At 72.7% G+C, this 22,616-nt stretch carries 17 protein-coding genes; 7 read left to right on the forward strand and 10 right to left on the reverse strand.

What is annotated here, in order from left to right:
- Window positions 1-27: 27 nt before the first annotated feature.
- The 10 genes from AC07AL_RS08455 to AC07AL_RS08500 all read right to left on the reverse strand — a co-directional run bounded on the left by AC07AL_RS08455 (window position 28) and on the right by AC07AL_RS08500 (window position 8,232).
- Window positions 28-1,206 carry a Glu/Leu/Phe/Val dehydrogenase dimerization domain-containing protein gene (locus AC07AL_RS08455; protein ID WP_400987290.1) on the reverse strand — a complete coding sequence of 393 codons (1,179 nt, stop codon included), beginning with the start codon at window positions 1,204-1,206 and terminating at the stop codon, window positions 28-30.
- Window positions 1,203-1,418 (reverse strand): MbtH family protein, encoded by a 216-nt coding sequence (locus AC07AL_RS08460; protein WP_363629998.1) that lies wholly within the window; start codon window positions 1,416-1,418, stop codon window positions 1,203-1,205. The genes AC07AL_RS08455 and AC07AL_RS08460 overlap by 4 nt, the downstream gene beginning before the upstream one ends.
- Window positions 1,419-1,422: 4 nt before the next feature.
- Window positions 1,423-2,274 carry a beta/alpha barrel domain-containing protein gene (locus tag AC07AL_RS08465; RefSeq protein WP_478317216.1) on the reverse strand — a complete coding sequence of 284 codons (852 nt, stop codon included), beginning with the start codon at window positions 2,272-2,274 and terminating at the stop codon, window positions 1,423-1,425.
- A complete protein-coding gene (locus AC07AL_RS08470; protein ID WP_363583401.1) occupies window positions 2,275-2,949 on the reverse strand; it encodes a phosphoribosylanthranilate isomerase in 675 nt (224 codons plus the stop codon). It abuts the gene before it with no gap.
- Window positions 2,950-2,955: 6 nt separating this feature from the next.
- Entirely contained in the window at window positions 2,956-4,095 is a 1,140-nt protein-coding gene (locus tag AC07AL_RS08475; RefSeq protein ID WP_363583403.1) for an acyl-CoA dehydrogenase family protein, read from the reverse strand.
- Between the two features lie 12 nt (window positions 4,096-4,107).
- Window positions 4,108-4,482 (reverse strand): ectoine synthase, encoded by a 375-nt coding sequence (locus AC07AL_RS08480; protein ID WP_331744348.1) that lies wholly within the window; start codon window positions 4,480-4,482, stop codon window positions 4,108-4,110.
- A 108-nt stretch (window positions 4,483-4,590) separates the two neighbouring features.
- Window positions 4,591-5,394 (reverse strand): tryptophan synthase subunit alpha, encoded by an 804-nt coding sequence (trpA, locus tag AC07AL_RS08485; protein WP_363583405.1) that lies wholly within the window; start codon window positions 5,392-5,394, stop codon window positions 4,591-4,593.
- Window positions 5,391-6,446: an anthranilate phosphoribosyltransferase gene (locus AC07AL_RS08490; RefSeq protein ID WP_363583407.1), complete on the reverse strand. Its 1,056-nt coding sequence runs from the start codon at window positions 6,444-6,446 to the stop codon at window positions 5,391-5,393. Before AC07AL_RS08490 ends, trpA begins: the two co-directional genes overlap by 4 nt.
- 2 nt (window positions 6,447-6,448) lie before the next feature.
- Complete coding sequence (locus AC07AL_RS08495; RefSeq protein ID WP_363583409.1) at window positions 6,449-6,718, reverse strand: acyl carrier protein; 270 nt, start codon at window positions 6,716-6,718, stop codon at window positions 6,449-6,451.
- A complete protein-coding gene (locus tag AC07AL_RS08500) occupies window positions 6,715-8,232 on the reverse strand; it encodes an AMP-binding protein (RefSeq protein WP_363583411.1) in 1,518 nt (505 codons plus the stop codon). Before AC07AL_RS08500 ends, AC07AL_RS08495 begins: the two co-directional genes overlap by 4 nt.
- Before the next feature lie 437 nt (window positions 8,233-8,669).
- On the opposite strand from AC07AL_RS08500, the gene AC07AL_RS08505 reads away from it, so the two are divergent.
- The 7 genes from AC07AL_RS08505 to AC07AL_RS08535 all read left to right on the forward strand — a co-directional run bounded on the left by AC07AL_RS08505 (window position 8,670) and on the right by AC07AL_RS08535 (window position 22,438).
- Window positions 8,670-10,445, forward strand: coding sequence for a condensation domain-containing protein (locus AC07AL_RS08505; protein ID WP_478317217.1), 1,776 nt, complete (start codon window positions 8,670-8,672; stop codon window positions 10,443-10,445).
- A complete protein-coding gene (locus AC07AL_RS08510) occupies window positions 10,442-14,698 on the forward strand; it encodes a non-ribosomal peptide synthetase (RefSeq protein ID WP_478317218.1) in 4,257 nt (1,418 codons plus the stop codon). The genes AC07AL_RS08505 and AC07AL_RS08510 overlap by 4 nt, the downstream gene beginning before the upstream one ends.
- Window positions 14,695-17,841 (forward strand): amino acid adenylation domain-containing protein, encoded by a 3,147-nt coding sequence (locus AC07AL_RS08515; RefSeq protein WP_478317219.1) that lies wholly within the window; start codon window positions 14,695-14,697, stop codon window positions 17,839-17,841. Before AC07AL_RS08510 ends, AC07AL_RS08515 begins: the two co-directional genes overlap by 4 nt.
- 103 nt (window positions 17,842-17,944) lie before the next feature.
- The gene (locus AC07AL_RS08520; protein ID WP_363583418.1) at window positions 17,945-18,325 is read left to right on the forward strand and encodes a nuclear transport factor 2 family protein; all 381 of its coding nucleotides are present in this window, start codon (window positions 17,945-17,947) and stop codon (window positions 18,323-18,325) included.
- 4 nt (window positions 18,326-18,329) lie between these two features.
- Complete coding sequence (locus AC07AL_RS08525) at window positions 18,330-20,393, forward strand: amino acid adenylation domain-containing protein (protein WP_400987308.1); 2,064 nt, start codon at window positions 18,330-18,332, stop codon at window positions 20,391-20,393.
- Window positions 20,390-21,625 (forward strand): cytochrome P450, encoded by a 1,236-nt coding sequence (locus tag AC07AL_RS08530; RefSeq protein ID WP_478317220.1) that lies wholly within the window; start codon window positions 20,390-20,392, stop codon window positions 21,623-21,625. Before AC07AL_RS08525 ends, AC07AL_RS08530 begins: the two co-directional genes overlap by 4 nt.
- Window positions 21,626-21,679: 54 nt before the next feature.
- Window positions 21,680-22,438, forward strand: coding sequence for a thioesterase II family protein (locus AC07AL_RS08535; RefSeq protein ID WP_363583424.1), 759 nt, complete (start codon window positions 21,680-21,682; stop codon window positions 22,436-22,438).
- Window positions 22,439-22,616 lie beyond the last annotated feature (178 nt).

Genomic DNA, 22,616 nt, shown 5'->3' on the forward strand with positions numbered 1-22,616 from the left:
ACCGTTCGGCCGACACCTCCCGCCGGGTCACCGCTCGGCCGGCACCTCCGGTTCGGAGGCGCCCGCCGGGGCTCCGCGCGAACCGAGGAGCTGCGCGACCGGATCGGCGCTGCCCGAGGCGCTCAGCTCCTGCACCAGCTCGCAGTTCCTGGCGATCCTGCTGGAGACCCATTCGCGCAGCCACTCGGACAGCTGCGGGAGCGGCAGGTCGGACGGGGCCAGCCCGGCGAGCACGCACCCGGTTGCCGCCGCTCCGCCGACGTTGACGACCACGTCCGGCAGGACGGTGTGGCCGGCCTCGCGCAGCAACCGGCGGGCGGGCGGGGTGCAGCTCAGGTTTCCGCCCTCGACCACCAGGCCGGCCCGGACCGCCGGCACCGCCTCCTCGTCGACCGCGGAGGCGGATGCCGCCAGCACCAGCACGTCGGCGTCGACGTGCAGCCACGTCTGGCCGGGCCCGTGGACGGTGACCCGGGTGGGCAGGCGGCTCCGGTCGATCGTGCCGTCGCTGCTGGTGAGCGCGGCGAGTTCGGCGACGGGCAGTCCGCGCTGGTCCTCGATGGTGCCCCGGACGTCGGCCACGGCCACCACCGAGTGGCCGTGGGCGGCCAGGTGGCCGGCCACCGCGCGCCCGACGGTGCCGAAGCCCTGGATCGCGATGCGCTGCGGGGTCCGCGCACCGGAGGCCCGTAGGGCCCCGAGCACCGCGACGGCCACGCCGAACCCGGTGATGTCGGCCATGTGGTCCCACAGTTCGGCCCAGTCGACGGTGAGACGGGTGGTGCCGGGGCGGCGGGTGACGTCGTACCCGGCGGCCTCGAAGGCGACCTGCCGGTCGGCGTAGGTGGTGCCCTGGTCGCACCCCAGGTACACCCCGCCGTGCAGCAGCGGGGCCGCGGCGCGGCCGAACCCCCGCATCACCGCCCGCCGTTCGACGGTGGCGCCCGGATCGGGTGCGATGCCGGCCTTGGCGCCACCGATGGGCAGGCCGACCAGTGCCAGCTTGTGGGTCATCGCCCTGGCGAGCCCGGTCAGCTCCTGTTCGGTCACCGTCCGGGTCATCCTGGTGCCGCCCAGGGCCAGGCCGTCGACCATGGAGTCGACGACGACCCAGCCCCGGGCCTGGCACCCCGGGAGGTTCAGGGTGGTGGAGAGCAGGGGCTCGGCCACCGGGCGTGCGCCGTGCGGTGCGAGCGTCCGGTTCACTGCGCACCGCCCTCCGGGACGGACCGCAGGCGCAGGCTGCGGGGGCGCATGTCGGTCCACACGTGTTCGATGTGCGCGAGGCATTCGTCCTTCGCGCCCCGGACGCCGACCTCGCGCCAGCCCGCCGGCGACTCGCGGTCGGCGGACCAGATCGAGTACTGCTCCTCGTCGTTGACGACGACCTTCCACTGCTCGGATGCTTCGCTGGTCATGCCGTTACCTCCAGATGTCGGTGGTCGGGGGGTCCGCCGGGCGGCGGACGGGTGGAGCCGGTTCGCGGCCGGCGTCGAGACGGGTGCCAAGACGGGAGTCGAGGTGGGTGCCAAGACGGGAGTCGAGGTGGGTGCCAAGACGGGAGTCGAGGTGGGTGCCAAGACGGGAGTCGAGGTGGGTGTCGAGGCCGTCCAGCCATTGCGGAAGGCTGGCGGCGCGCAGGAGGCCCGTTCCGATGAGTACACCTGCGAAGCCCTCACCGAGCAGGCGGGCGGCGTCATCGGGGCAGCGGATGGCCCCGGCACTCACCGGGCACCGGGTGCCGCTGCCCAGCACCGCGGGCAGGAGCGACGAGCTTCGCCCGAGGTCGCCCGCGCCGCGTTCGCGGGTGGCGATGTCCTTGTTGTTCACCGCGACCACGCACTCCTCGGCGCGCGGCACGCGGCTGATCTCCTCCTCGGTGGTGACCTCGACGAACGGCGTCAGGCCCAGGCTCAGGCCGAGCTCGACCAGATGGCCCAGGGTGGCGCGCGGCAGCAGCGCGGCGGTGAGCAGGACCGCGGACGCGCCGCTCTCGCGGGCCTGGTGCAGTTGGCTCCGGCGGGTGATGAAGTCCTTCTGCAGCACGGGCAGGTCCGTTGCCGCCACGACCTCGTGCAGCAGGTCCGGGGTGCCGCCGAACCACCGGCCGGTCACCACGGACAGGCACGGTGCGCCGACGTCCTGGTAGTCGGCGACCAGCCGGGCGGCCGACCTGTCACCGAACAGGTCGTGCCCGGCGGCGTCCTGCCGTTTGAGCTCCATGATCACCGGTCGGCGGGCGTCCAGCAGCGCCTCGATGAACGCGGCCGTCATCTAGGCCCTCGCTTTCGGATCACGCCAGCCGCGCCGTACGGCCGTGACCCGGTCGGCGCTCAGTCGTCCGTCGCCGTCCCTGGCCGCCGTGTCCACGTCGATGCCCAGGAACAGGGGGTGGTCCAGCACCGCCCGGTAGTCCTCCCGGTTGTCGGCCGAGATGCCGCCGGCCAGCAGGAAGGGCCGCGAGAGGCGGTCCGCGATCTCGATGACGGCCCCGCAGTCCGCCGGTTGCCCGGTGCTGCCGATCCGGCCGTCTCCGGCGACCGCGTCCAGCAGGAAGAGGTCCGTTCCGGCCCGCTCGTACGCCGCGATCAGGGACCGCTCCGCGCGGGTGTCCGTGCCGAGGTGCAGCACCTTGACCACGGTGAGGTCCGTGGTGCCCTTCAGGGCGCGGACCAGGCCCGGCGGCTGGTAGCCGTGCAGTTGGACCCACCGGACCCGGGCCGCGGCCGTCGCCGCGCGCAGCGTCTCGGCGTCGTTGAGGAAGGTCACGAGGACCGGATGCATGCGCGCCGTTCGGTGTACGGCGTCGGCGAGGGAGGCGAGTTGACTGAGCGTCAGGTCGGCACGGCCGCCTGGGACGCCGTGCCACAGGCCGACGAAGTCGGCTCCGGCGCTGTCGAGCGATGCCACGTCCTCGGCCGAGGCGGCTCCGCAGATCTTGACCAGCATCAGGTGTCACAACCCCAACATGGCGGCGATGCGGTTGCGTTGGATCTCCGACGTGCCCGAGTAGATCGGGCCGGCGACCGCGTCGCGCACGTCCTTCTCCAGTCCGTACTCGGCCAGGTACCCGCTGCCACCGAAGATCTGCACGGCGGCCAGTGCGGAGGAGAGGTTGCTCTCGCTGGCGAGGACCTTGCTGACGGCGATGTCCCTCGTGACGTTCTCGCCCTCCGTCAGCCGGACGGCCGTGTCGTAGAGCCACTTCCGCGCGGTGTCCAAGCCGATGCTCATGTCCACGAGCTTGTGGGAGATCGACTGGTACGAGCCGATCGGACTGCCGAACTGGACGCGCTCCTTGGCGTACTCGACGCAGCGGTCGAGCCGGTAGCGCATCTGCCCGGTGTTGATGACGAAGGAGCAGAGGATCTCCCACTTCATCACGTGGTCCAGGACCAGGAACCCTGATCCGACCCGGCCGATCACGGCGGATGCGGGGATCCGGCAGTCGTCGAAGTGCAGTTCGCCCAGCGGCGCCGTCCGCAGCCCCATGGTGGCGACGGGCGGCCCGACGACGAGCCCCGGGGTGTCCCGCTCCACGACGAAGGCGGTGATGCTGAGCGGGCCGGCCTTCGGGTGGGTGCGCGCGTAGACCACGAACACGTCGGCCACCGGGCCGTTGGTGATGAAGGCCTTGCCGCCCCGCAGCACGAAGCCGTCGCCCTCGCGGGTGGCCGTGGTCCTCATCGCCAGCGCGTCGGAGCCGCTCTCGGTCTCGCTGATCGCGTGCGCCCCGATCGTCTCTCCCGAGCAGATCCCCGGCAGGTGGCGCGCCTTGAGCTCCGGCGAGCCGAACCGTTGCAGCGGGACTCCGACGCTGACCAGGTGGGTGGCGACCGAGAAGTTCAGTCCGCCGTCACGGCACCCGGTGCCGAGTTGTTCGAGCACGTGCATGGTGGTGAGTAGGTCCTGGCCCAGCCCGCCCCACTGCTCGTCGAACGGCAGGCCGAGGATTCCGGACCGCTGGATCAGCTTCCACTTGTCCCACGGGAAGGCGCCTTCCGCGTCCCCTTCGAGATGGCCCGAGCTGAGTTCCTCGCACCACTGGGCGATGCCCTCGCCCAGAGCGATCTGGTCGGCGTTCCAGCTGATCATCTGTCAGTCCTGTTAGTACTCGGAGAAATCGGTCGAGTCCAGGTTGTGGCGTTCGTCGCCGCGCAACGCGGGCGAGAACACGCACACCAGGCGGAGGTCCGCGTCCTGGTCCGCGATCAGGAAGTGGGCGTCGTGCAGGTCGAGCGCGTACAGCGTGCCCGGCTCGATCGGGTGGGACGTGCCGTCGGCGTTCACGACCTGCCCCGTTCCCTCGATGCAGTAGCAGGCCTCCAGATGACGGCGGTACTCCAGCCTCGACTTGGTGCCGGCGCGGACGGTGGTGTCCGTCATCGTGTAGCCCAGGCCGTCGGATTCGAGAAGGAACCTGCGGCTGAGCCCGTTGCCCCAGTCCACGGTGGTCACCTCGTCAAGGCGTCGGACGATCATCGGGTGTGCCTCCTAGCGGTTTGCCGAATCAGCGGTTTGCCGAATGAGCGGCTTGTTGAGTGAGCGGTTTGCTGAATGAGCAGTTTGTTGAGTGAGCGGCTTGCCGAATCAGCGGTTTGCTGAGTACGGCGAAACGGTCTGTACGAAGGTGTGGAACTCCTCGACCACGTCGGCCCCTGCGGCGAGGGCGTGCTCGATCCGGGCGACCCCGGCGCTGCCCACGACCGCGGCGTCGGCGCCGAGGCCGTGCAGCAGGTCGATGTCCGCCCGGGAGCGGACGCCGAATCCGACGGCGATCGGTACGGCGGTCGTCCTGCGCAGTGCGGCCAGCGCGTCGGCCAGCTCCTGGCGGTCGGCCGTGAGCTCGCCGCCGCTGCGGCCGTAGTGGGCCACCAGGTACAGGTACGCGGTGGCGGACTCGGCGGCTGCGGCCTTCACCTCGGCCGTCGACGCGGCGTAGCAGGTGGCGACCACGGGCAGCCCCGCCTCCTGCACCGCTTCGAGGTAGCCGGCCCGTAGCCGCGGCGGCAGGCCGTGGACCAGCAGGCCGTCGACGCCCGAGTCGGCGACCCGCCGGACGAAGCCGGGCACGGTCAGGCCTCTGACCGTGTGGCTCCAGTCGGCCAGCAGCGCCACCCGCAGGTGGCGCAGCCGGGGCAGGATCCCGCTGAGGAGTCCGAGCACCTCGTCGAGTCCGACGCCGTCGGCCAGGGCCCGCTGCGCCGATCGGCGGATGACCGGCCCGTCGGTGACCGAGTGGGGGAAGGGCACCGCCAGCTCCAGGCAGTCCACGCGGCAGTCGTCGAGCATCCGCATGACGTCGGCCAGGACGGGCAGCGGGGGATCTCCGGCGTTGAGGAACATCGCCAGGCCGGGCTGGTCCGGTGGCCGGCGTGCGAAGAACCCGCTCACCGCGCACGCGCCGTGGTGATCACGCGGCGCGCCGGGTGCGCGCGCAAGCGGTCGACGAGGTCGCGGGCGGCGTCGCTGCGGAGGGCGTCGTCGGCCGCCCTGATCGCCTCCGGCCAGCCGTCGATCAGCCCGCTCGCGACGGCCAGGGCGGCGGCGTTCAGGCAGACGGTCCGCGTTGCGAGAGCCGTCCCGGCTCCGGAGAGCACGCCGAGGAAGTGGTCGACCACGTCCTCGCCCTCGCTGGTCGGCCGTAGTCCGGCGATCGGGTCGGTGCCGCTTGCGGGAGTCCCGGGAGCCTCGGCCCGCAGTCGGATCGCGTCGGTGCCGTCATTGGTGAGGACGACGTTGTCGACGGAGCTGACGAGCTCGTCGACTCCCAGCTCGTTGGAGCACAGCCAGATCCTCCGGTCGGCAACGGTGGCGGCGACCTGGCCCAGAGTCGGCAGCAGCGAATGGTCCGAGACACCGACGAGCTGGGCGGAGACCGGCACCGCAGCCAGGAAGGGGCCGACGGAGTTGATGAATCCGCCGATCATCCGCAGGTCCATCGGCACGATGCTCCGGGCCAGCAGTGCCACCTCCCGCGGGTAGACGAAGTTCCCCGGGAAGGCGATGCCGAAGCGTTCCAGCAGGGCGTCGGTCTGCTCGTAGGAGGTGGTCGTTCCGATACCGAGGCGGTCGAGCAGGTCGTGGGAGCCGCAGGTGCTCGTGTAGGCGCGGGATCCCGTCTTGACGATGCGCACGCCCAGGGCGGCGGCGACGAACGCCGCCGCGGTGGAGATGTTGAACGTGGCCGGCCCGCCTCCGGTGCCGACGATGTTGGCCGTGCGGTCCAGCCGCGCGGTGACGGCCGGCCGGCGCTCGTCCAGCGAGCGGAGCATGGCGACCAGCGTGTCCCGATCGGGCATCCGGGTGGACAGCGAGGACAGCAGCGCCACCGTCTCGCCGGAGCGGAGGGCGCCGTCACGCAGCTGGTCCCAGAAGGACCCCCACATCTCCTGGTCGACGACGGCGCGGTCCCGGTCGATCAGCGCTCGCAGCACCTCGTGCATGGCTAGTGGGCGTCCGTCCGGTGCTGCTGGGCCTGCTCGATGAACCTGCTGATCGAGCCGACCGAGCGGAAGCTGTCCGGGTCGAGGTCGAGGTCGATCTCCTCGACGCGCAGGTCGAAGCAGTCCTCGAGCCAGGCTATCGTCTTGAGCAGGCCGAGGCTGTCGATGACCCCGCCGTCCACGAGGTCGTAGTCGGAGTCCAGTTCGTTCGCGCCGACGTCCGGCAGGAACTCCTCGATGATGAACTGCGTGACTACCGCGGCGTGTTTCACGTGGCCGTTCCTTCGTTTGGCTGGGACGGGGAGCAGGCGGGCTGGAGGGGCGTGCGGTCGATCTTTCCGGTGGACGTCCTGGGCAGCGGGTCGTCCACGATCAGCAGGGTCGAGGGGACGGCGGTGAGCGGAAGCCGTTGTGCGCAGTGCCGGCGCAGCGCCAGCGAGTTCAGCCGGCTGTCCGGGGCGCGGCGGACCACGCTGCGCAGCAGGCGGCCGGCCACCGGGTCGGGCACGGTCACCACGGCCGCCTCGACGACGTCGGGATGGTCGAGCAGCACCTGCTCGACCTCGTGGGTGTTGACCCGCACGCCGCGGACCTTGACCTGGTGGTCGTTGCGGCCTTCCAGGGTGATGCGGCCGTCCCGGTCACGCCGCACGAGGTCGCCGCTGCGGAAGTAGCGCCGCGCCTCCCCGTCGTGGTGGTGGGTCGCGAACCTGTCCGCGTCCTGCTCCCGGTCCAGGTAGCCGTCGGTCTGGAACGGCGTCGCGACGTGGAGCTCGCCGGTCCCCGGCCCGGTCACGATCCCGCCGTCGGCACCGACGACCACCGCGTGGACTCCGGGCAGCGGGCGTCCGATCGGCACCGGGCCGTCCGCCGGCTCGGTGCCGTCGACCTCGTGCAGGAAGCTGTCGTTGGTCTCGGTACAGCCGTAGATGTTGTAGAACCGCGCGCCGGTGAACAGCTGCGGGAGTTCGGCCAGGCAGCGGGCGGGCATGCTGTCGCCGGTGAAGACGACGTGCTCGACGGTGTCGAGCCGCCGGCCGCTCCCGGCGGCCGCGTCGACCAGCAGCCGGTAGAACATCGGTACCGCCTGGACGAGTTGGACCGCGTGGCGGGACACGAGGTCCAGCAGGTAGCCCGGCTGGGTGGCCCGGGCCGGATCGACCAGGACGACGCGGCCGCCGTACTTGAGCGTGGTCCAGATGTCCAGCAGGCACAGGTCGAAGGTGAGCGGGGCGTAGTTGAGGACCGTCGTTCCCCGGCGGACGCCGAACCGCTCGCCGGCCCAGGTGGTGAAGCGGTCCACCGCCCCCGTGCTCAGTGGCACGATCTTCGGCCGCCCGGTGGAACCGGAGGTGGTGAACATGAAGGAGACGTCGGCGGGCTCCGTACGGCGCGGCGCCTCCGGTTCCGCCGGCCGGTCCGGGGCGCCCGGCCCGGGTCCGGGCGCCCGGGGGCTCTCCGGTGACAGGACGTGCCGGATTCCGGCCTGCTCGACCAACGTGTGGGGCGTCCTCCCCTCCGGCGTGGGCGCCGGCAGCAGCAGGAAGCGCCGCCCTTCCAGCAGGCAGGCGAGCATCAGGGCGATCGTCGAGGGCGACTTGGCGGCCGGGATGCCGACCGGCTCGTCCCCGCCCGGGGCGAGCCGGGCGATCCGGACGCGCTCCCGCTCCGCCAGCTGGTGGAGTTCACGGTAGGTCGTCTCTTCTCCGCGCCATATCAGCGCCGGATCACCGGGGTGGCCGGTGGCGTGCGAGACGAATGAACCCACCAGACTCTGCTGCTGCATCACGACTTCTCCGAGTTCATGCAACGGGGTGGGTTCATATACAACGGATGAGTTCATGCAGCGGGTTCACCGATCTTATTCGGAACAATGAAGGCCCGGCATGAAAGGGGCCCACCCGGCCGTCCCCTGGAGACAGAAGAATTATCACGTGGTGCCCGTCCACGGAAGTGGGGTGCACGATCCGAGCCATGACGGCACGTCAGAGAGGGTGTCACGGCCGGCCGCGCCGATGCTAGCCGTCGAGCGTGTTCGATCTACATAAGGATTCCGGTGGACTGGCGTAAATATTGTCTTGATGCCTGCAACCCCGTTCTCGATCTTGCGGAGTGAGACGGGAGCCACCTAGTATCCGCCGTACTGTTCGCCAAGTAGCGAATCGGCGAGGGGATTTCCGGGGCGTTGAAGCGTTCCCGATCGCCGTGAAAGGTGGATCCGTCATGCCTGGTCCCGATCGGCGCGCGCACGCTCCGACCCTGTTGTCCTTCGCCCAGCAACGGCTGTGGTTCCTCGACCGGCTGCGGCCGGGCCGGCCGGACCACAACGTCCCGACCGCGGTACGCCTGCGCGGACGACTGGACCAGGGGGCGCTCACCCGGGCGCTGACCGAAGTCGTGCGGCGCCACGAGGTGTTGCGCGGCAGGATCGTCGACACCGAGGACGGCCCGCGCCACGCCGCGGAGCCGGTCGAGACCTTCGTGCCGACGATCACCGATCTGACGCACACCCCCGCGGAGCAGGCCTGGCAGCGGGCCCGGGAGCTGGTGGCCGCCGATCTGGCGACCCCGTTCGACCTCGGGACCGCTCCGATGCTGCGGGCCCGACTGATCCGCATCGCCCCCGACGACCATCTGCTGCTCCTGGTGATCCACCACATCGCCTGCGACGGCTGGTCGCTGTCGGTGCTGTGGCAGGAGTTCTCCGCCGGATACGCCGCCGCCGTCGACGGCCGGCCGATCGCCCTGGCGGACCTGCCCGTCCAGTACGCCGACTTCGCCGACTGGCAACGGAGCCATCAGGCCGGAACGGCGATGCTGGACCAACTCGCCTACTGGCGCGAGCACTTGGCCGACCTGAGCCCGTCGGTGATCCCGACGGACCGAACCCGCCCCGCGGTGTGGTCAGGCCGGGGCGACCAGGTCGAGATCGAGATCCCGGCGGAACTCGCCGAGCGAATACGCACACTGGGGCGCGCCCACGAGGTGACGCCGTTCATGACGCTGCTGGCCGCCTTCCAGGTCCTGCTCGCGCGTTGCACGGGACAGGCCGACGTGACGGTGGGGACGCCGATCTCCGGGCGGACCCGGATCGAGGTGGAGCCGCTGGTCGGCTTCTTCGTCAACACGCTCGTCCTGCGCACCGACCTGTCGGGCGACCCCGGCTTCACCGACGTGCTCGCCCGGGTGCGGCGGTGCGCGGTGGAGGCCTACGCCCACCAGGACGTCCCCTTCGAGCGGCTGGTGCAGGAGCTGCGGCCCGAACGCGACCTCGGCCAACACCCGCTGTTCACGGTCATGTTCCAGCTGGAGGAGCCGCCCGCGCTCCCGTCCGGCCTTCCGGGGGTCGAGGTGAGTGACCACCAGATGCCGAACGACGTGGCGAAGTTCGACATCGAGGTCTCCATGACGGACGGCGGCGATCGCTTCACCGGCGTCATCCGCTACGCCGCCGACCTCTTCGACCGCGACACGGTGCGGCAACTCTCCGAGGGTTTCCGGGTGTTGCTCGACCAGCTCGTCGACAGCCCCGAACGGCCGATCTCGGCGTGGGAGACCCCTCCCGGCTTCCGCGTGAGCCGCCCCGCTCCCGCCACCAGGAGCGAGACGGCCAGCGAGCCCGCCACCGAGACCGAACCCGAGCCCGCCACCGAGACCGAACCCGAGCCCGCCACCGAGACCGAACCCGAGTCCGCCACCGAGACCGGGCCCGCCACCGAGACCGAGCTCCTCGTGCTGGAGACCTGGGCCGAGGTGCTCGGTGTCACCCCGGACGGCGTGGACAGCGACTTCTTCGAGCTGGGCGGCCATTCGCTCCTCGCGTCGAAGGTCATGTCCCGACTGGGCCGGGCACTCGACCTCGAACTGCCCGTCGCCCTGCTCTTCTACCACCCGACCGTCGCCGAACTCGCCGACGGCATCGACGCGGCGTTGCTGGCGGACCTCGGTGCCGCCGCCGAAGCGGAACCGCTTCCCGCCGGAAAGGCCCGTCACCCGTGAAGGCACAGCACAGTCGCCCCGAGCCCGGCCGGCCGACCGGTTCCGCGCCCGGAGCCGCCCCGTCGGCCGGTTCCACGCCGGCCGCCACCCGGGCCCTGCTCGACCAACGCGTCCGCGCGGCCCGGAGCAGGGCCGCCGAGGGCGAGCCGGAGGCCGCGATCCCGCCCCGTCCGGCGGGTGCGCAGGTGACGTCGTTCACCCAGGAACGCATGTGGCTGGTCGAGCGGCTGTCCGACGGCCCCGCGATGTACAACGTCCACGAGGTCTTCCGGCTGCACGGCCCGCTGGACGTGGCCGCCCTCGGCCACAGCCTCACCGAGCTGGTGCGGCGCCACGAAGTCCTGCGCACCGCCTTCCCCGAGCGGGACGGGCTCCCCAGCCCCTCGGTCGAGCCGGCCCGGCCGCTCGACCTGCCCGTCACGGACCTCCGGACCGAGCCCGCGGAACGCCGGACGCGGCTGGCCCTCGATCTCGTTCAGTCCGAGATCCTGCGCCCGTTCGACCTGGCCGCCGCCCCGCTGCTGCGCGCATCACTGCTGCGGGTCGGCGAGGACGAACACGTCCTGGTGGTGGTCGTCCACCACATCGCCGTCGACGGCTGGTCGATGCCGCTGCTGTGGGACGACCTGTCGGCGATGTACCGGAGCCGGCTGGAAGGCCGCGAGCACGAGCTGCCCCCCTTGCGGATCCAGTACGCGGACTTCGCCCACTGGCAGCGGGCCCGGCTGTCCGGCGACCGCCTGCGGCGCCAACTGGACTACTGGAGCGCACAGCTGTCCGGGCTGTCGCCGCTGGACCTGCCCACCGACCGCCCGCGCGGACCGGTCCGCGCGGGCCGGGGCGAGCGGATCACCTTCACGGTGCCCGAGGAACTGGCCGACCGGTTGCGGCTGCTGGGTCGGCGGCACGGCGCGACGATGTTCATGACGCTGCTCGCCGCGTTCCAGGCCCTGCTCGCCCGCTACAGCGGGCAGTCCGACGTGGCGGTCGGCACACCGGTCGCGGGCCGGACCCGTCCGGAACTCGATCCGCTGGTGGGCTCGTTCATCAACACCGTGGTCATCCGCACCGACCTCGCGGACGACCCGAGCTTCGCCGAACTGCTCGACCGGGTCCGCAGCACCGCCGTGGACGCCTACGCGCACCAGGACCTGCCGTTCGAACGGCTGGTGCAGGAATTGCGGCCGGCCCGCGGTCTCGACCGCAACCCGCTGTTCCAGGTGATGTTCGCCGGCCTGTCCGACCCGGCCGCCGCCCTCCGGCTGGTGGGGACGGAGGTCGAACAGATCGAGGTCGACAACGGCACGGCCAAGGTCGACCTCAGCCTGGTGATAGCCGACCGGCCGACGGGCGCGACCGGGGCAGCCGGCACCACCGGGACCGTGGCCTTCGACACCGATCTGTTCGACCGCGCGAGCGTGGAACGGCTGGTCGGCCACTACCTGCGGCTGCTGGACGCCGCGGCCGGCGATCCCGACCGTCCCGTCTCGCGCCTGGACCTGCTCACCGAGGCCGAGCGCGAAGCGCTGCTGGTGGCCGCCAACGCCACCGACCAACCCTTCCCCGCGGACCTCTGCGTCCACGAGCTGGTCGAGGAGCAGGCCCGGCTGACCCCCGACGCGGTGGCGGTCCGCTGCGGCGCCCAGCGGCTGACCTACCGGGAACTCGACCACCGGGCCAACCAGTTGGCCCGGCACCTGCGAGCCCGGGGAGCGCGGCCGGAACACCTGGTCGGCGTGTGCCTGCCGCGCTCGGCGGACCTGGTCGTGGCCCTGCTGGCCGTCCTCAAGTCGGGCGCCGCCTACCTGCCGCTGGACCCGGACCTCCCGGCGCAGCGCATGTCGTTCATGCTCGCCGACGCCGAAGTGCCGCTGCTGCTCACCCAGCGCTCCCTGGCCGACCGGCTGCCGCGGCACGGCGCCGCGACGGTGTGGACGGACGACGAGGCCGGGCTCATCGCGGCCCTGCCCGGGGACCGGCTGCCGCCGCTCGCGACGCCCGCCAACCTGGCGTACTCGATCTACACCTCCGGTTCGACCGGCCGCCCCAAGGCCGTGCTGGTCCCGCACGAGGGCGTGGTCAACTACCTGGTGGTCCGCGGCCGACAGCTGGACCTCGGCGGGGACGATGTCGTCGCCTCGGTGGCCTCGATCTCCTTCGACGTCATCGTCCCCCAGGTGCTCATGCCCCTGGCCTGGGGCGCGAGCGTGGTGATCGCCCCGTCGGAGGTCGCGGTCGACGGCCCGCGCCTGACGGAGATGATGCGCGAGTTCGGCGTCACCACGCTCATGGCCACACCGGCCACCTGGCTCCTGCTGCTGGACGGCGGATGGCAGGGCGGCCGGTTCCAGGCGATCTGCGTGGGCGAACCGCTCCAGCCCGCCCTGGCCCGGCGGCTCCTCGACCGGGTCTCCACGCTGTGGAACGGCTACGGTCCCACCGAGGCGTCCGTCGGCTGCGTCACCCGGCGCGTGGACGCCGACCGGGACCTGGCCCGGCCGGGAGGGTCCGTGCCGATCGGCCGGCCGCTCGGCAACCTCCGGATCTACCTGCTGGACCCGGCCGGCGCCCCGGTGCCCGTCGGCGTACCGGGCGAGATCCACATCGGCGGGGTCGGCGTCACCCGCGGGTACGCCAACCGGCCGGGGCTGACCGCCGAGCGCTTCGTGCCCGATCCGTTCGGTGTCGACGGCGGCCGGCTGTACCGGACCGGCGACCTGGCGCGGTACCTGCCGGACGGCAGCCTGGTCTTCCTGGGCCGCACCGACGAGCAGGTGAAGATCCGGGGCTACCGCATCGAGCTGGGCGAGATCGAGGCCGCGCTGTGCGCGCAGCCCGGTGTCGCCAGGGCCACGGTGACGGTGCGGGGCACCGGGACGGACGCCGAACTGGCCGGCTACCTGGTGTGGCAGGACCGGCCCGGTGACCTGGCGGTCCTGCGGCGCTCCCTGCGCGAGACCCTGCCCGAGTTCATGGTGCCCACGACGCTGACCGCACTCGACCGGATCCCGTTGACCACGAACGGCAAGGTGGACCGCGGGGCCCTGCCCGAGCCCGCCCGCCACGGCCACGAGGCGGGTGCGCTACCGCCGCGGGACCTGCTGGAACTCCTGATGACCAGGATCTGGGAGCGTGTGCTGGGCACCCCGCGGGTCGGCGTCCGGGACGACTTCTTCGCGCTGGGCGGGCATTCGCTCAGGGCGGTCGAACTCGTGGAGGCGATCCGGCGGGAGTGGGGGGTCACCGTGCCGCTGAACACGGTGTTCCGCCATCCCACCGTCGAGGGTCTGTGCGCGGAACTGCCCAACGCCTCGCAGGCCCTGCGCCGGCTCGTGGTTCCGCTGGCCGAAGGAGATCACCGCAGGGCGCCGCTGATCCTGGTGCACCCGCAGAGCGGCGACGTGTGCTCCTTCCTCCACCTGGCCGAGCACCTCACCGAACACCTGGCCGAGCACCCCGCCGAGCACCCCGTCGAACCGCTCGCCGGCGGCCGGCCCGTCTACGGCCTGGAGGCCGTCGGCTACAACACCGAGGAGCCGCCACTGGCCACCGTCGAGGAGCAGGCGCAGCGCTACCTGCGGGAGCTGCGGTCCGTCCTGCCCGACGGCCCGTACCTGCTGGCCGGCTGGTCCTTCGGCGGGCTGGTCGCCTTCGAGATGGCCCGCCTGCTGGAGGAGGAGGGGAACCCCCCGGGATTCCTCGGGATCATCGACGTCGGAGCGCCCGCGTCCACCGACGGATCCACCGACGGATCCACCGACGGCTCCACCGGCGGATCCACCGAGTCCGACCACGGGCCCACCGACGGGCCCGGCGGCCACGACGCGCACGGGACGGCCCGGTTCGCGCTCGCCTCCGGGCTGCCCACCGGAGCCGTCGGAGAGCTCCACGAGCTCGACGAGCAGGACGCCCTCTCCCTGCTGCTCCACGACGCGCACGCCGGCGAGCGCCTTCCCCTGCGGGTGCGCACCGAACAACTGCGGCGCATGGTAAGGGTCTTCACCACCAACGGCGACGCCGCCCGACGCTACCGGTCGACCGCGCGGCTGCGGACACCGATCCACCTGTTCACGAGCGCCGAGGCGCACCCCGTGCTCGCCGCCCCGGTCGTGGTCCCCGCCCGGTGGCGCGACCGCACGCAGGGGGCGTTGAGCGTGGTCGAGGTGCCCGGCAACCACCACGACATGCTGTCGCCGCCCCACGCCGCACCCTTCGCCGACGCCCTGTCGGCCGTCCTGGAGGAGCTCGGATGAGCGACGGACACGAGCTGCCGTTGTCGTCGGCGCAGTCCGGCATCTGGTTCGCCCACCACCTGCGCCCCGGCAGCCCCGTCTACAACACCGGTGAGTACGTGGACATCCCCGGGCCGATCGACCCGGAGCTGTTCGAGACGGCCGTGCGGCGCGTGGTGGACGAGACCGAGTCCCTGCGCGTTCGCCTCACCGACGGTGCCGAGGGCCCCCGGCAGGTCGTCACCCCGTCGCCCGACTGGTCGATGGACCACGTCGACCTCACCTCGACACCGGATCCGCTGCGGGCGGCCGAGCGCTGGATGCGCGCCGACCTGTCCACACCGGTCGGGCTCACCCGGGACCCGCTGTTCCGCCAGGCCCTGTTCGCCGTCGCGCCGGACCGCTTCCTCTGGTACCAGCGCGTCCACCACATCGTGGTCGACGGCTTCAGCATGTCGCTCATCGCGCGCCGCGTCGCCAAGACCTACACCGGACTGGTCGAGGGCAGGGGAGGGGCAGGACCGGCCTTCGGGCCGCTGAGCCTCCTGCTGGCGCACGACGCCGCCTACCACGCGTCGGAACAGCCCGGACAGGACCGGGCGTTCTGGGCGGCCCGGCTGGCCGGCCGGCCGGATCCCGTCAGCCTCGCCAGCCGCTCGGCGGCCGCCTCGGACGGCTTCCTGCGCCGTACCAGCACCCTCGACGCGCCCACCGTCGCGGCGCTGCGGCGGGCCGCGCGGCCCGCCGGGGCGAGCTGGCCCACCGCCTTCACCGCAACGGTCGCCGCGTACCTCCACCGCCTCAGCGGCGAACGGGACATCGTGCTCAGCATGCCGGTGACCGGGCGCACCGGCTCCTCCGTGCAGGCCGTCCCCGGCATGGTGGCGAACGTGGTGCCGCTGCGGCTGCGCGTGCACCCGGAACAGGGTCTGTCCGCACTCGCGCGACAGGCGGCCGAGGAGGTCGCCGCCCTGCGCGGGCACCAGCGCCACCGCAGCGAGGACCTGCGCAGGGAACTGGATCCGGCCCGGTCGGAGCGGGTCCTGTTCGGACCCCTCGTCAACATCATGTCCTTCTACTACCACCTGGACTTCGCGGGCGTCCGGGCCACCGTGCACAACCTGTCCAACGGGCCGGTCGAGGACCTCTCGTTCTCCGTCTACGACCGCTCCGACGGCACCGCGCCCCGGCTCGACGTCGACGCGAACCCCGCGCTCTACTCCGAGGCCGAACTCACCGCCCACCAGCAGCGGTTCCTCCGGTTCCTGGACGCGGTGGCCGCCGACCCGGACCGGCCGATCGGCCGGCCCGACCTCCTCACCCCCGAGGAACGGCAGCGGACCGTCGTGGCCGTCAACCGCACCACGCAGCCGCTGCCGCACCCGACGGTGCCGCTGGCCTTCGCGGCCGAGGCCGCGCGCACGCCCGATGCGCCCGCCGTCGTGTGCGGCGAAACCACCCTGTCCTACGCGGAGTTGAACGACCGGGCCAACCGGCTGGCCCACCGGCTCATCGCCCTGGGCGTCCGCTGCGACAGCACGGTGGCCGTGCTCATGGAACGCTCCGCCGACGTGGTGGTGTCGGTCCTGGCGATCAGCAAGGCCGGCGGCGCCTACGTACCGCTGGACACCCGGGCCCCGACGGCCCGCCTGCGCCGCGTCCTGGACGACACCGGGGCGGCGGTGCTGCTCACCCACCGGGCCACCCTGGACGACGCACTGTCCCACGGCACCCCGGTCGTCGTCGTCGACACCGACCCCGGACTCGCCGACGAGCCGGCCACCGACCCCGTCGTGCCGCTGCGCCCGGACCACCTGGCGTGCGTCCTGTACACCTCCGGGTCCACGGGCACGCCGAAGGGGGTGGCCCTGACCCACCGCAACGTCATCAGCCTGACCGCGCAACGCTGTTGGCGCGAAGAGGACGGCCCGCGGGTCCTCGCACACTCCCCGCACGCCTTCGACGCCTCGACCTACGAGTGGTGGGTGCCGCTGCTCAACGGGGGCCGGGTCGTCGTGGCCCCGCCCGGCGAGCTGGCGCTCGCGGACCTCCACCGGCTCATCGTCGACCACCGGGTCGGGGCGCTGTGGCTGACGGCCGGGCTGTTCCGGGTGTTCGCCGAGGAGTCACCCGGCACGCTGGCCGGGGTCGGCCAGGTGTGGACCGGCGGTGACATCGTGCCGGCCGATGCCGTCCGGCGCGTCCTGGCACGGTGTCCGGACTCCGTGGTGGTCGCCGGGTACGGCCCGACCGAGGCCACCACGTTCACCACGCGCAGGGTGCTGCGCCCCGGCCGGCCCGTGCCCGACGTCGTCCCCCTCGGCCGACCGGTGGACAACAGGCGGGTGTACGTCCTGGACGAGGCGCTGTCGCCGGTGCCGCCGGGGGTGGCCGGCGTGCTGTACGTCGCCGGTGCGGGCGTGGCGCGCGGGTACCTGAACGACCCCCGCCGCACGGCCGGCCAGTTCCTGCCGTGCCCCTTCGGCGACCCGGGCGAGCGGATGTACCGCACGGGCGACGTCGTCCGCTGGAACGCCGAGGGGGAACTCGAGTTCCTCGGCCGCGCGGACGAGCAGGTCAAGCTCCACGGCTTCCGCATCGAGCTGGGCGAGATCGAGGCGGTGCTGGCCGGGCACCCGGCCGTCGCCCAGGCGACCGTGGTCGCCGGCCCGGGCGCCTCGCCCGGCAGGCGTCTGATCGGCTACGTCGTCCCGGCCGGGGACTCGGGGCTCGACCCGGCGGCGGTGCGGGAGCACGCCTGCGCGGTGCTGCCGGACTACATGGTGCCCTCGGCGATCGTCACGCTCGACGCCTTCCCCCTGACCCCCAGGGGCAAGATCGACCGGGCCGCGCTGCCCGTCCCGGACCTCGCGCCGGCACCGTCCGGGCCCGGACCGCGAACCCCGGCGGAGCAGACGATGTGCGCGCTGTTCGCCGAGGTGCTCGGCCGGCCCGCGGTGGGCGTCGACGACGGTTTCTTCGCGCTGGGCGGCAACTCCCTGCTCGCGACCCGGCTGGTCAACCGGGTGCGGGTGAGGTTCGGCCGTGAACTCACCCTCGGCGCCCTGTTCCAGGCACCCACGCCGGCGCGCCTGGTCGAAGCGCTCGAGGACGCCCCGGACGCCGCGGCCGTACCGGCTCTCTCACCACGTACACGACTCTGACAGATCAAGCGATCACAGGAAGCACCTCGGCATGGTCCACACCCTCTCCCATCCCGACGAAACGCCGGCACCACCGGCAACACCCGCAACACCGGAGACCCCGATGGCCCCGGAAACCCTGACGGCCCCGGCGCTGGGGGTGTCCCAGGTCCGCCGGTACTACCAGCTCGTCGACGCCGGGGACGTGCCCGCGCTGGTCGCCCTGTTCACCCCGGACGCCCGCTACCACCGCCCCGGCTACCGACCCATGGTCGGGCACGCCGAACTGGAACGCTTCTACCGCGACCAGCGGGTGATCCGCACCGGTGTGCACACCCTGGCCACCGTGGTCACGACCGACGACGAGGTGGCGGTGCACGGCCTGTTCCGTGGCGTGCTGCACGACGGCGGTGAGGTCGAGCTGCGGTTCGCGGACTTCTTCCGGATGACGCCGCAGGGCCGCATCGCCGCGCGGGACACCTTCTTCCACGTGCCGGCGGTCTGAGGCGGTGGACGCACCCGGTGACACCGCGCACCACGTGCTGCGCAGCGGCCACCGCGACGGCCACCGCGACGGCGACGGCCACGGCGACGGCCCACGCGGTCGCGCGTTCAACCCCGACGGGGACACTTCAGCACAGGAAAGCGGGAAGCAGTTGACCAAGACGGTCCTCACCTCCGACATCCCGGCGTTCGTCGGCAGCGGACGGCCACCGTTCGACGCGCGGGCCATCCACGAGCTGGTCGCCGAACAGGCGGAGCGGGCCCCGCACGCGCCCGCCGTCACCTGCGACGGACGGACCCTGACCTACCGGCAGCTCAACGACCGCGCCAACCGGCTCGCCGGGCGGCTGCGAGCGGCCGGACTGGCGCAGGAGGACGTCGTGGGCGTGCTGGTGCCGCGGTCGCCGGAGCTGATCGTGGCCCTGCTCGCCGTCCTCATCGCGGGCGGGGCGTACCTCGGACTCGAACCGGACGACCCGGCCGGCCGCCACGCGATGCTGCTCGAGGACGCCGGCGCGGGCATGGTGATCGTCGGAGAGGCCCTGGGGGAGCAGCTGCCCGGCACCGTCGTCACGGTGACGGAAGGCGGACCGGCGCAGGAGCCGGCCGCCGGGCCGGCGGCTGCGGCCCGCCCCGGCGACCCGGACCGGCTCGCCTACGTCAGCTACACCTCGGGCTCCACCGGCGAGCCCAAGGGCGTCGGCGTGCCCCACCGGGCGATCGACCGGCTCGTCCGGGGTGCGGACTGGGTGGACGTCCGCGCCGAGGACGTCTTCTTCCACCTCGCGCCGGTCGCGTTCGACGCGTCCACGTTCGAGATCTGGGCCCCCCTCGTCAACGGCTGCCGACTGGTCCTCTTCCCCCCGGTCGCCATCACGCTGGAGCACGTGGCGCGCGTCGTCCGCGCCGAGCGCGTGACGGTCCTGCTGCTGACCACCGGGCTCTTCCACCAGATGGTGAGCTCCCACCTGGAGGCGTTCGCCGACGTGCGGCACGTCCTCACCGGGGGTGACGTGGCCTCGCCGGGCCACGTCCAGCACCTGCTGGCCCGCTACCCGGAGCTGCTCTTCACCAACGGCTACGGGCCGACCGAGAACACCACGTACACGACCTGCTGGACCAGCAGCACCCTCCCGGAGCTGCGCAGCGTGCCGATCGGCCGCCCGATCAGCGGCACCAGGGTCGCCGTGCTCGACGGCGACCTCAGGCCGGTGCCCGTCGGCGAGTGCGGCGAACTGTACGTGGCCGGGGCGGGCCTGGCCCGCGGCTACCTGGGGCGCCCGGCCGCAACGGCCGAACGGTTCCTGCCCGACCCGTTCGGGACCGAGCCCGGGGCCCGGATGTACCGGACCGGCGACCTCGTGCGATGGCTGCCCGACGGCACGCTGGAGTTCGTCGGACGCGCGGACGACCAGGTCAAGGTCCAGGGCTACCGCGCCGAACCGCGCGCCGTCGAGGTCGAGCTGGAACGGCTCGCCGAGGTGCGGCACGCGGTCGTGCTGCCGCAGGCCGATCCGGCGGGCGGCACCCGGCTCCTGGCCTACGTCGTGCCCGCGCAGTCCGACCCGGCGGGTAACGCCGACCTCGGTCGGCGGCTGCGCCACGAGCTGCGGGACAGGCTGCCGGGCTACCTGATCCCCTGGGCGATCCTCGTCCGTCCCGAGCTGCCGGTGAACCGCAACGGCAAGATCGACCGCCGGGCCCTGCCCACCGCCACCCGGGTACCGCGCAACGTGGCCAACGAGTACGTCCCGCCCGTCACCGAGGTGCAGACGCGGCTGACCGAGTTGTGGGGCGACATCCTCGGCATCGAACCGGTCGGCGTCGACGACGACTTCTTCGACCTCGGCGGGCACTCCCTGCTGGCCACCGACCTCCTGGTCGCCACCCAGCGCGAGTTCGACGTGGACCTCCCCGCGCAGATCCTGTACCTGTCGCCGACCGTCGCCGAGCTGGCGACGGCCCTCACCGCCCGGATGCGGACGGCGGGCCAGGACGGCCCGGCGGCGCGCCCGGACAGTCCGACGGCGGGCCAGGCCGACGGAGCACGGCAGGAGCAGCCCCGATGACGGCGGTTCCCCCCACCCCGCGATGCCCGGTCCTCGCCCCGCAACTGGTCGACCTGATCGACCCCGACCTGTACCACTCGGGCGGGGCGCACGAGGTGTGGCGACGGCTGCGCCGCCACGCCCCGGTGAGCTGGCAGCCGGTCGGCGACATCGGCTACTGGTCGGTCGTCGGCTACGCCGAGGCCAACCGGGTGCTCCGCGACCACGACACGTTCACCTCCGAACAGGGCACCCTGCTCAACCTCCTCGGCCAGGGCGACCCCGCCGGCGGCCGGCAGATGGCCGTGACCGACCCGCCCCGGCACGCGCACCTGCGCGGCCCGCTGCAACAGGCGCTGTCGATCAAGACGGTGGAGAACGACCGGGAGGCCATCCGCCGGGTCATCGTCGAACTGATCCGGCCGTTGGCCGACGGCGGCCCGTTCGACTTCGCCGCCGCCATGGCCACCCTGCCGATGGCGGTGATCGGCACCATGATGGCGCTGCCGGAACAGGACTGGCCGCGGCTGGTCCGGCTCGCCCACGCCTGCATCGCCGCGGACGACCCCGAGTTCCAGCTCGCCGCCGGACCGCAGGCCACCCTCGTGACCGCCCACCGCGAACTGTTCGCCTACTTCCAGGACATCGTCACCGTGCGTCGGCGCGCACCGGGTGACGACCTGATCAGCGTGCTGCTCACGATGGAACTGGACGGACGCCGGCTGTCGCCGGGCGAGATCGTGTCCAACTGCTACAGCCTGCTGCTCGGTGCGACCGTCACCACCGCCCAGCCGCCGATCGCGGCGATGGTCGAACTGGCCGGGACGGCGGTCCTGGACGACTGGGCGGCACACCCGGAGCTGCTCGGCAGCGGCGTGGAGGAAGCCCTGCGATGGGCCTCGCCCACCCAGCACTTCATGCGCCACGCCACCCGCGACGTCGAGGTCCGGGGCGTGCCGATCCCCGCGGGGGACGCGGTCGTCGTGTGGCTGGGGTCGGCCAACCGCGACGAGACCGTGTTCGCCGACCCGGACACCTTCGACATCCGACGGCGGCCCAACAAGCACATCGCGTTCGGCGTCGGCGCGCACTACTGCATCGGACACACCGTCGCACGGGTGGCCCTGCGGATCCTGTTCGCCGAACTGCTCGGCCGGTTCACCGGCTTCGAACTCGCCGGGACGCCGCGGCGCATGCGCTCGAACATCATCGCGGGCTTCACCCACCTGCCGATCACCGCGCGGACCCGCTAGGGCGTGCACCACCGCAGCCGCACCCGAGAAGAAACCCCACCCGGAAGGTCATCAGTGAACGCTCCGACGGCCCGTACCCGCAACAAGTGGTTCCTGCGCGAGCCGTCGCCGGTGGCACCGGCACGGCTGTTCTGCCTGCCCTACTCCGGCTGCGGAGCGAGCATGTACCGCCAGTGGCCGTCCTCGGTCAACGGCGTCGAGGTCTGCCCCGTGCAGCTGCCCGGCCGGGAGAACCGGATGCGCGAGCCCGCCCACACCACCTACGAGGCGCTGGCCGACGACCTCTGCGAGGCGCTGCGCCCCTACCTGGACCGTCCCTACGCGCTGTTCGGGCACTGCGGCTCCGCGCTGGCGGCGTACGAGACCGCCGTACGGCTGGTCGAAAGGGGCTGCCCCGCCCCGACCCGGGTGTTCGTCTCCGCCGAGGTCGCGCCGCAGGACGGCCCCTACGGCCGCTTCCTCGGCATGGACGACGACGAGCTGGCCGGCGAACTGCGCCAGCTCGTCGCGGAACTGGGCGGCACCCTGGAACCGAGCCTGCTCGCGCTCTACCTCGGCGTCCTGCGGAACGACGTCGACATGAACAAGCGGTACCACGTGGCCGAGCCGGTCCGGCTGCCGTGCCCGATCACCGCCATCGGCTGGACGGAGGACACGGGCATCGAGCCGTCGCTGATGACCGGCTGGTCAGCGTGCGGCGAAGCGACCTTCGAACTCCTGGAGGGAGGCCACTACCGCTTCATCGAGGCGCCGACGGACCTGCTGGCGCTCCTGGTCGCGGACCTGACGCCCACCCGGTCCGGCACCCCCTGACACCTGCACCCCCTGACACCTGCACCCTCTGACACCTGCACCCGGACGAGCCGGCCGCCCTGACGTCGATGCGCAGCGGGGGGGGGGGGGGGGGGGGGGGGGGGGGGGGGGGGGGGGGGGGGGGGGGCGGTCGGGGGGGGGGGGGGGGGGGGGGGGGGGGGGGGGGGGTTGTTCGCGT

Source organism: Kitasatospora sp. NPDC043949 (genome assembly GCF_056435365.1).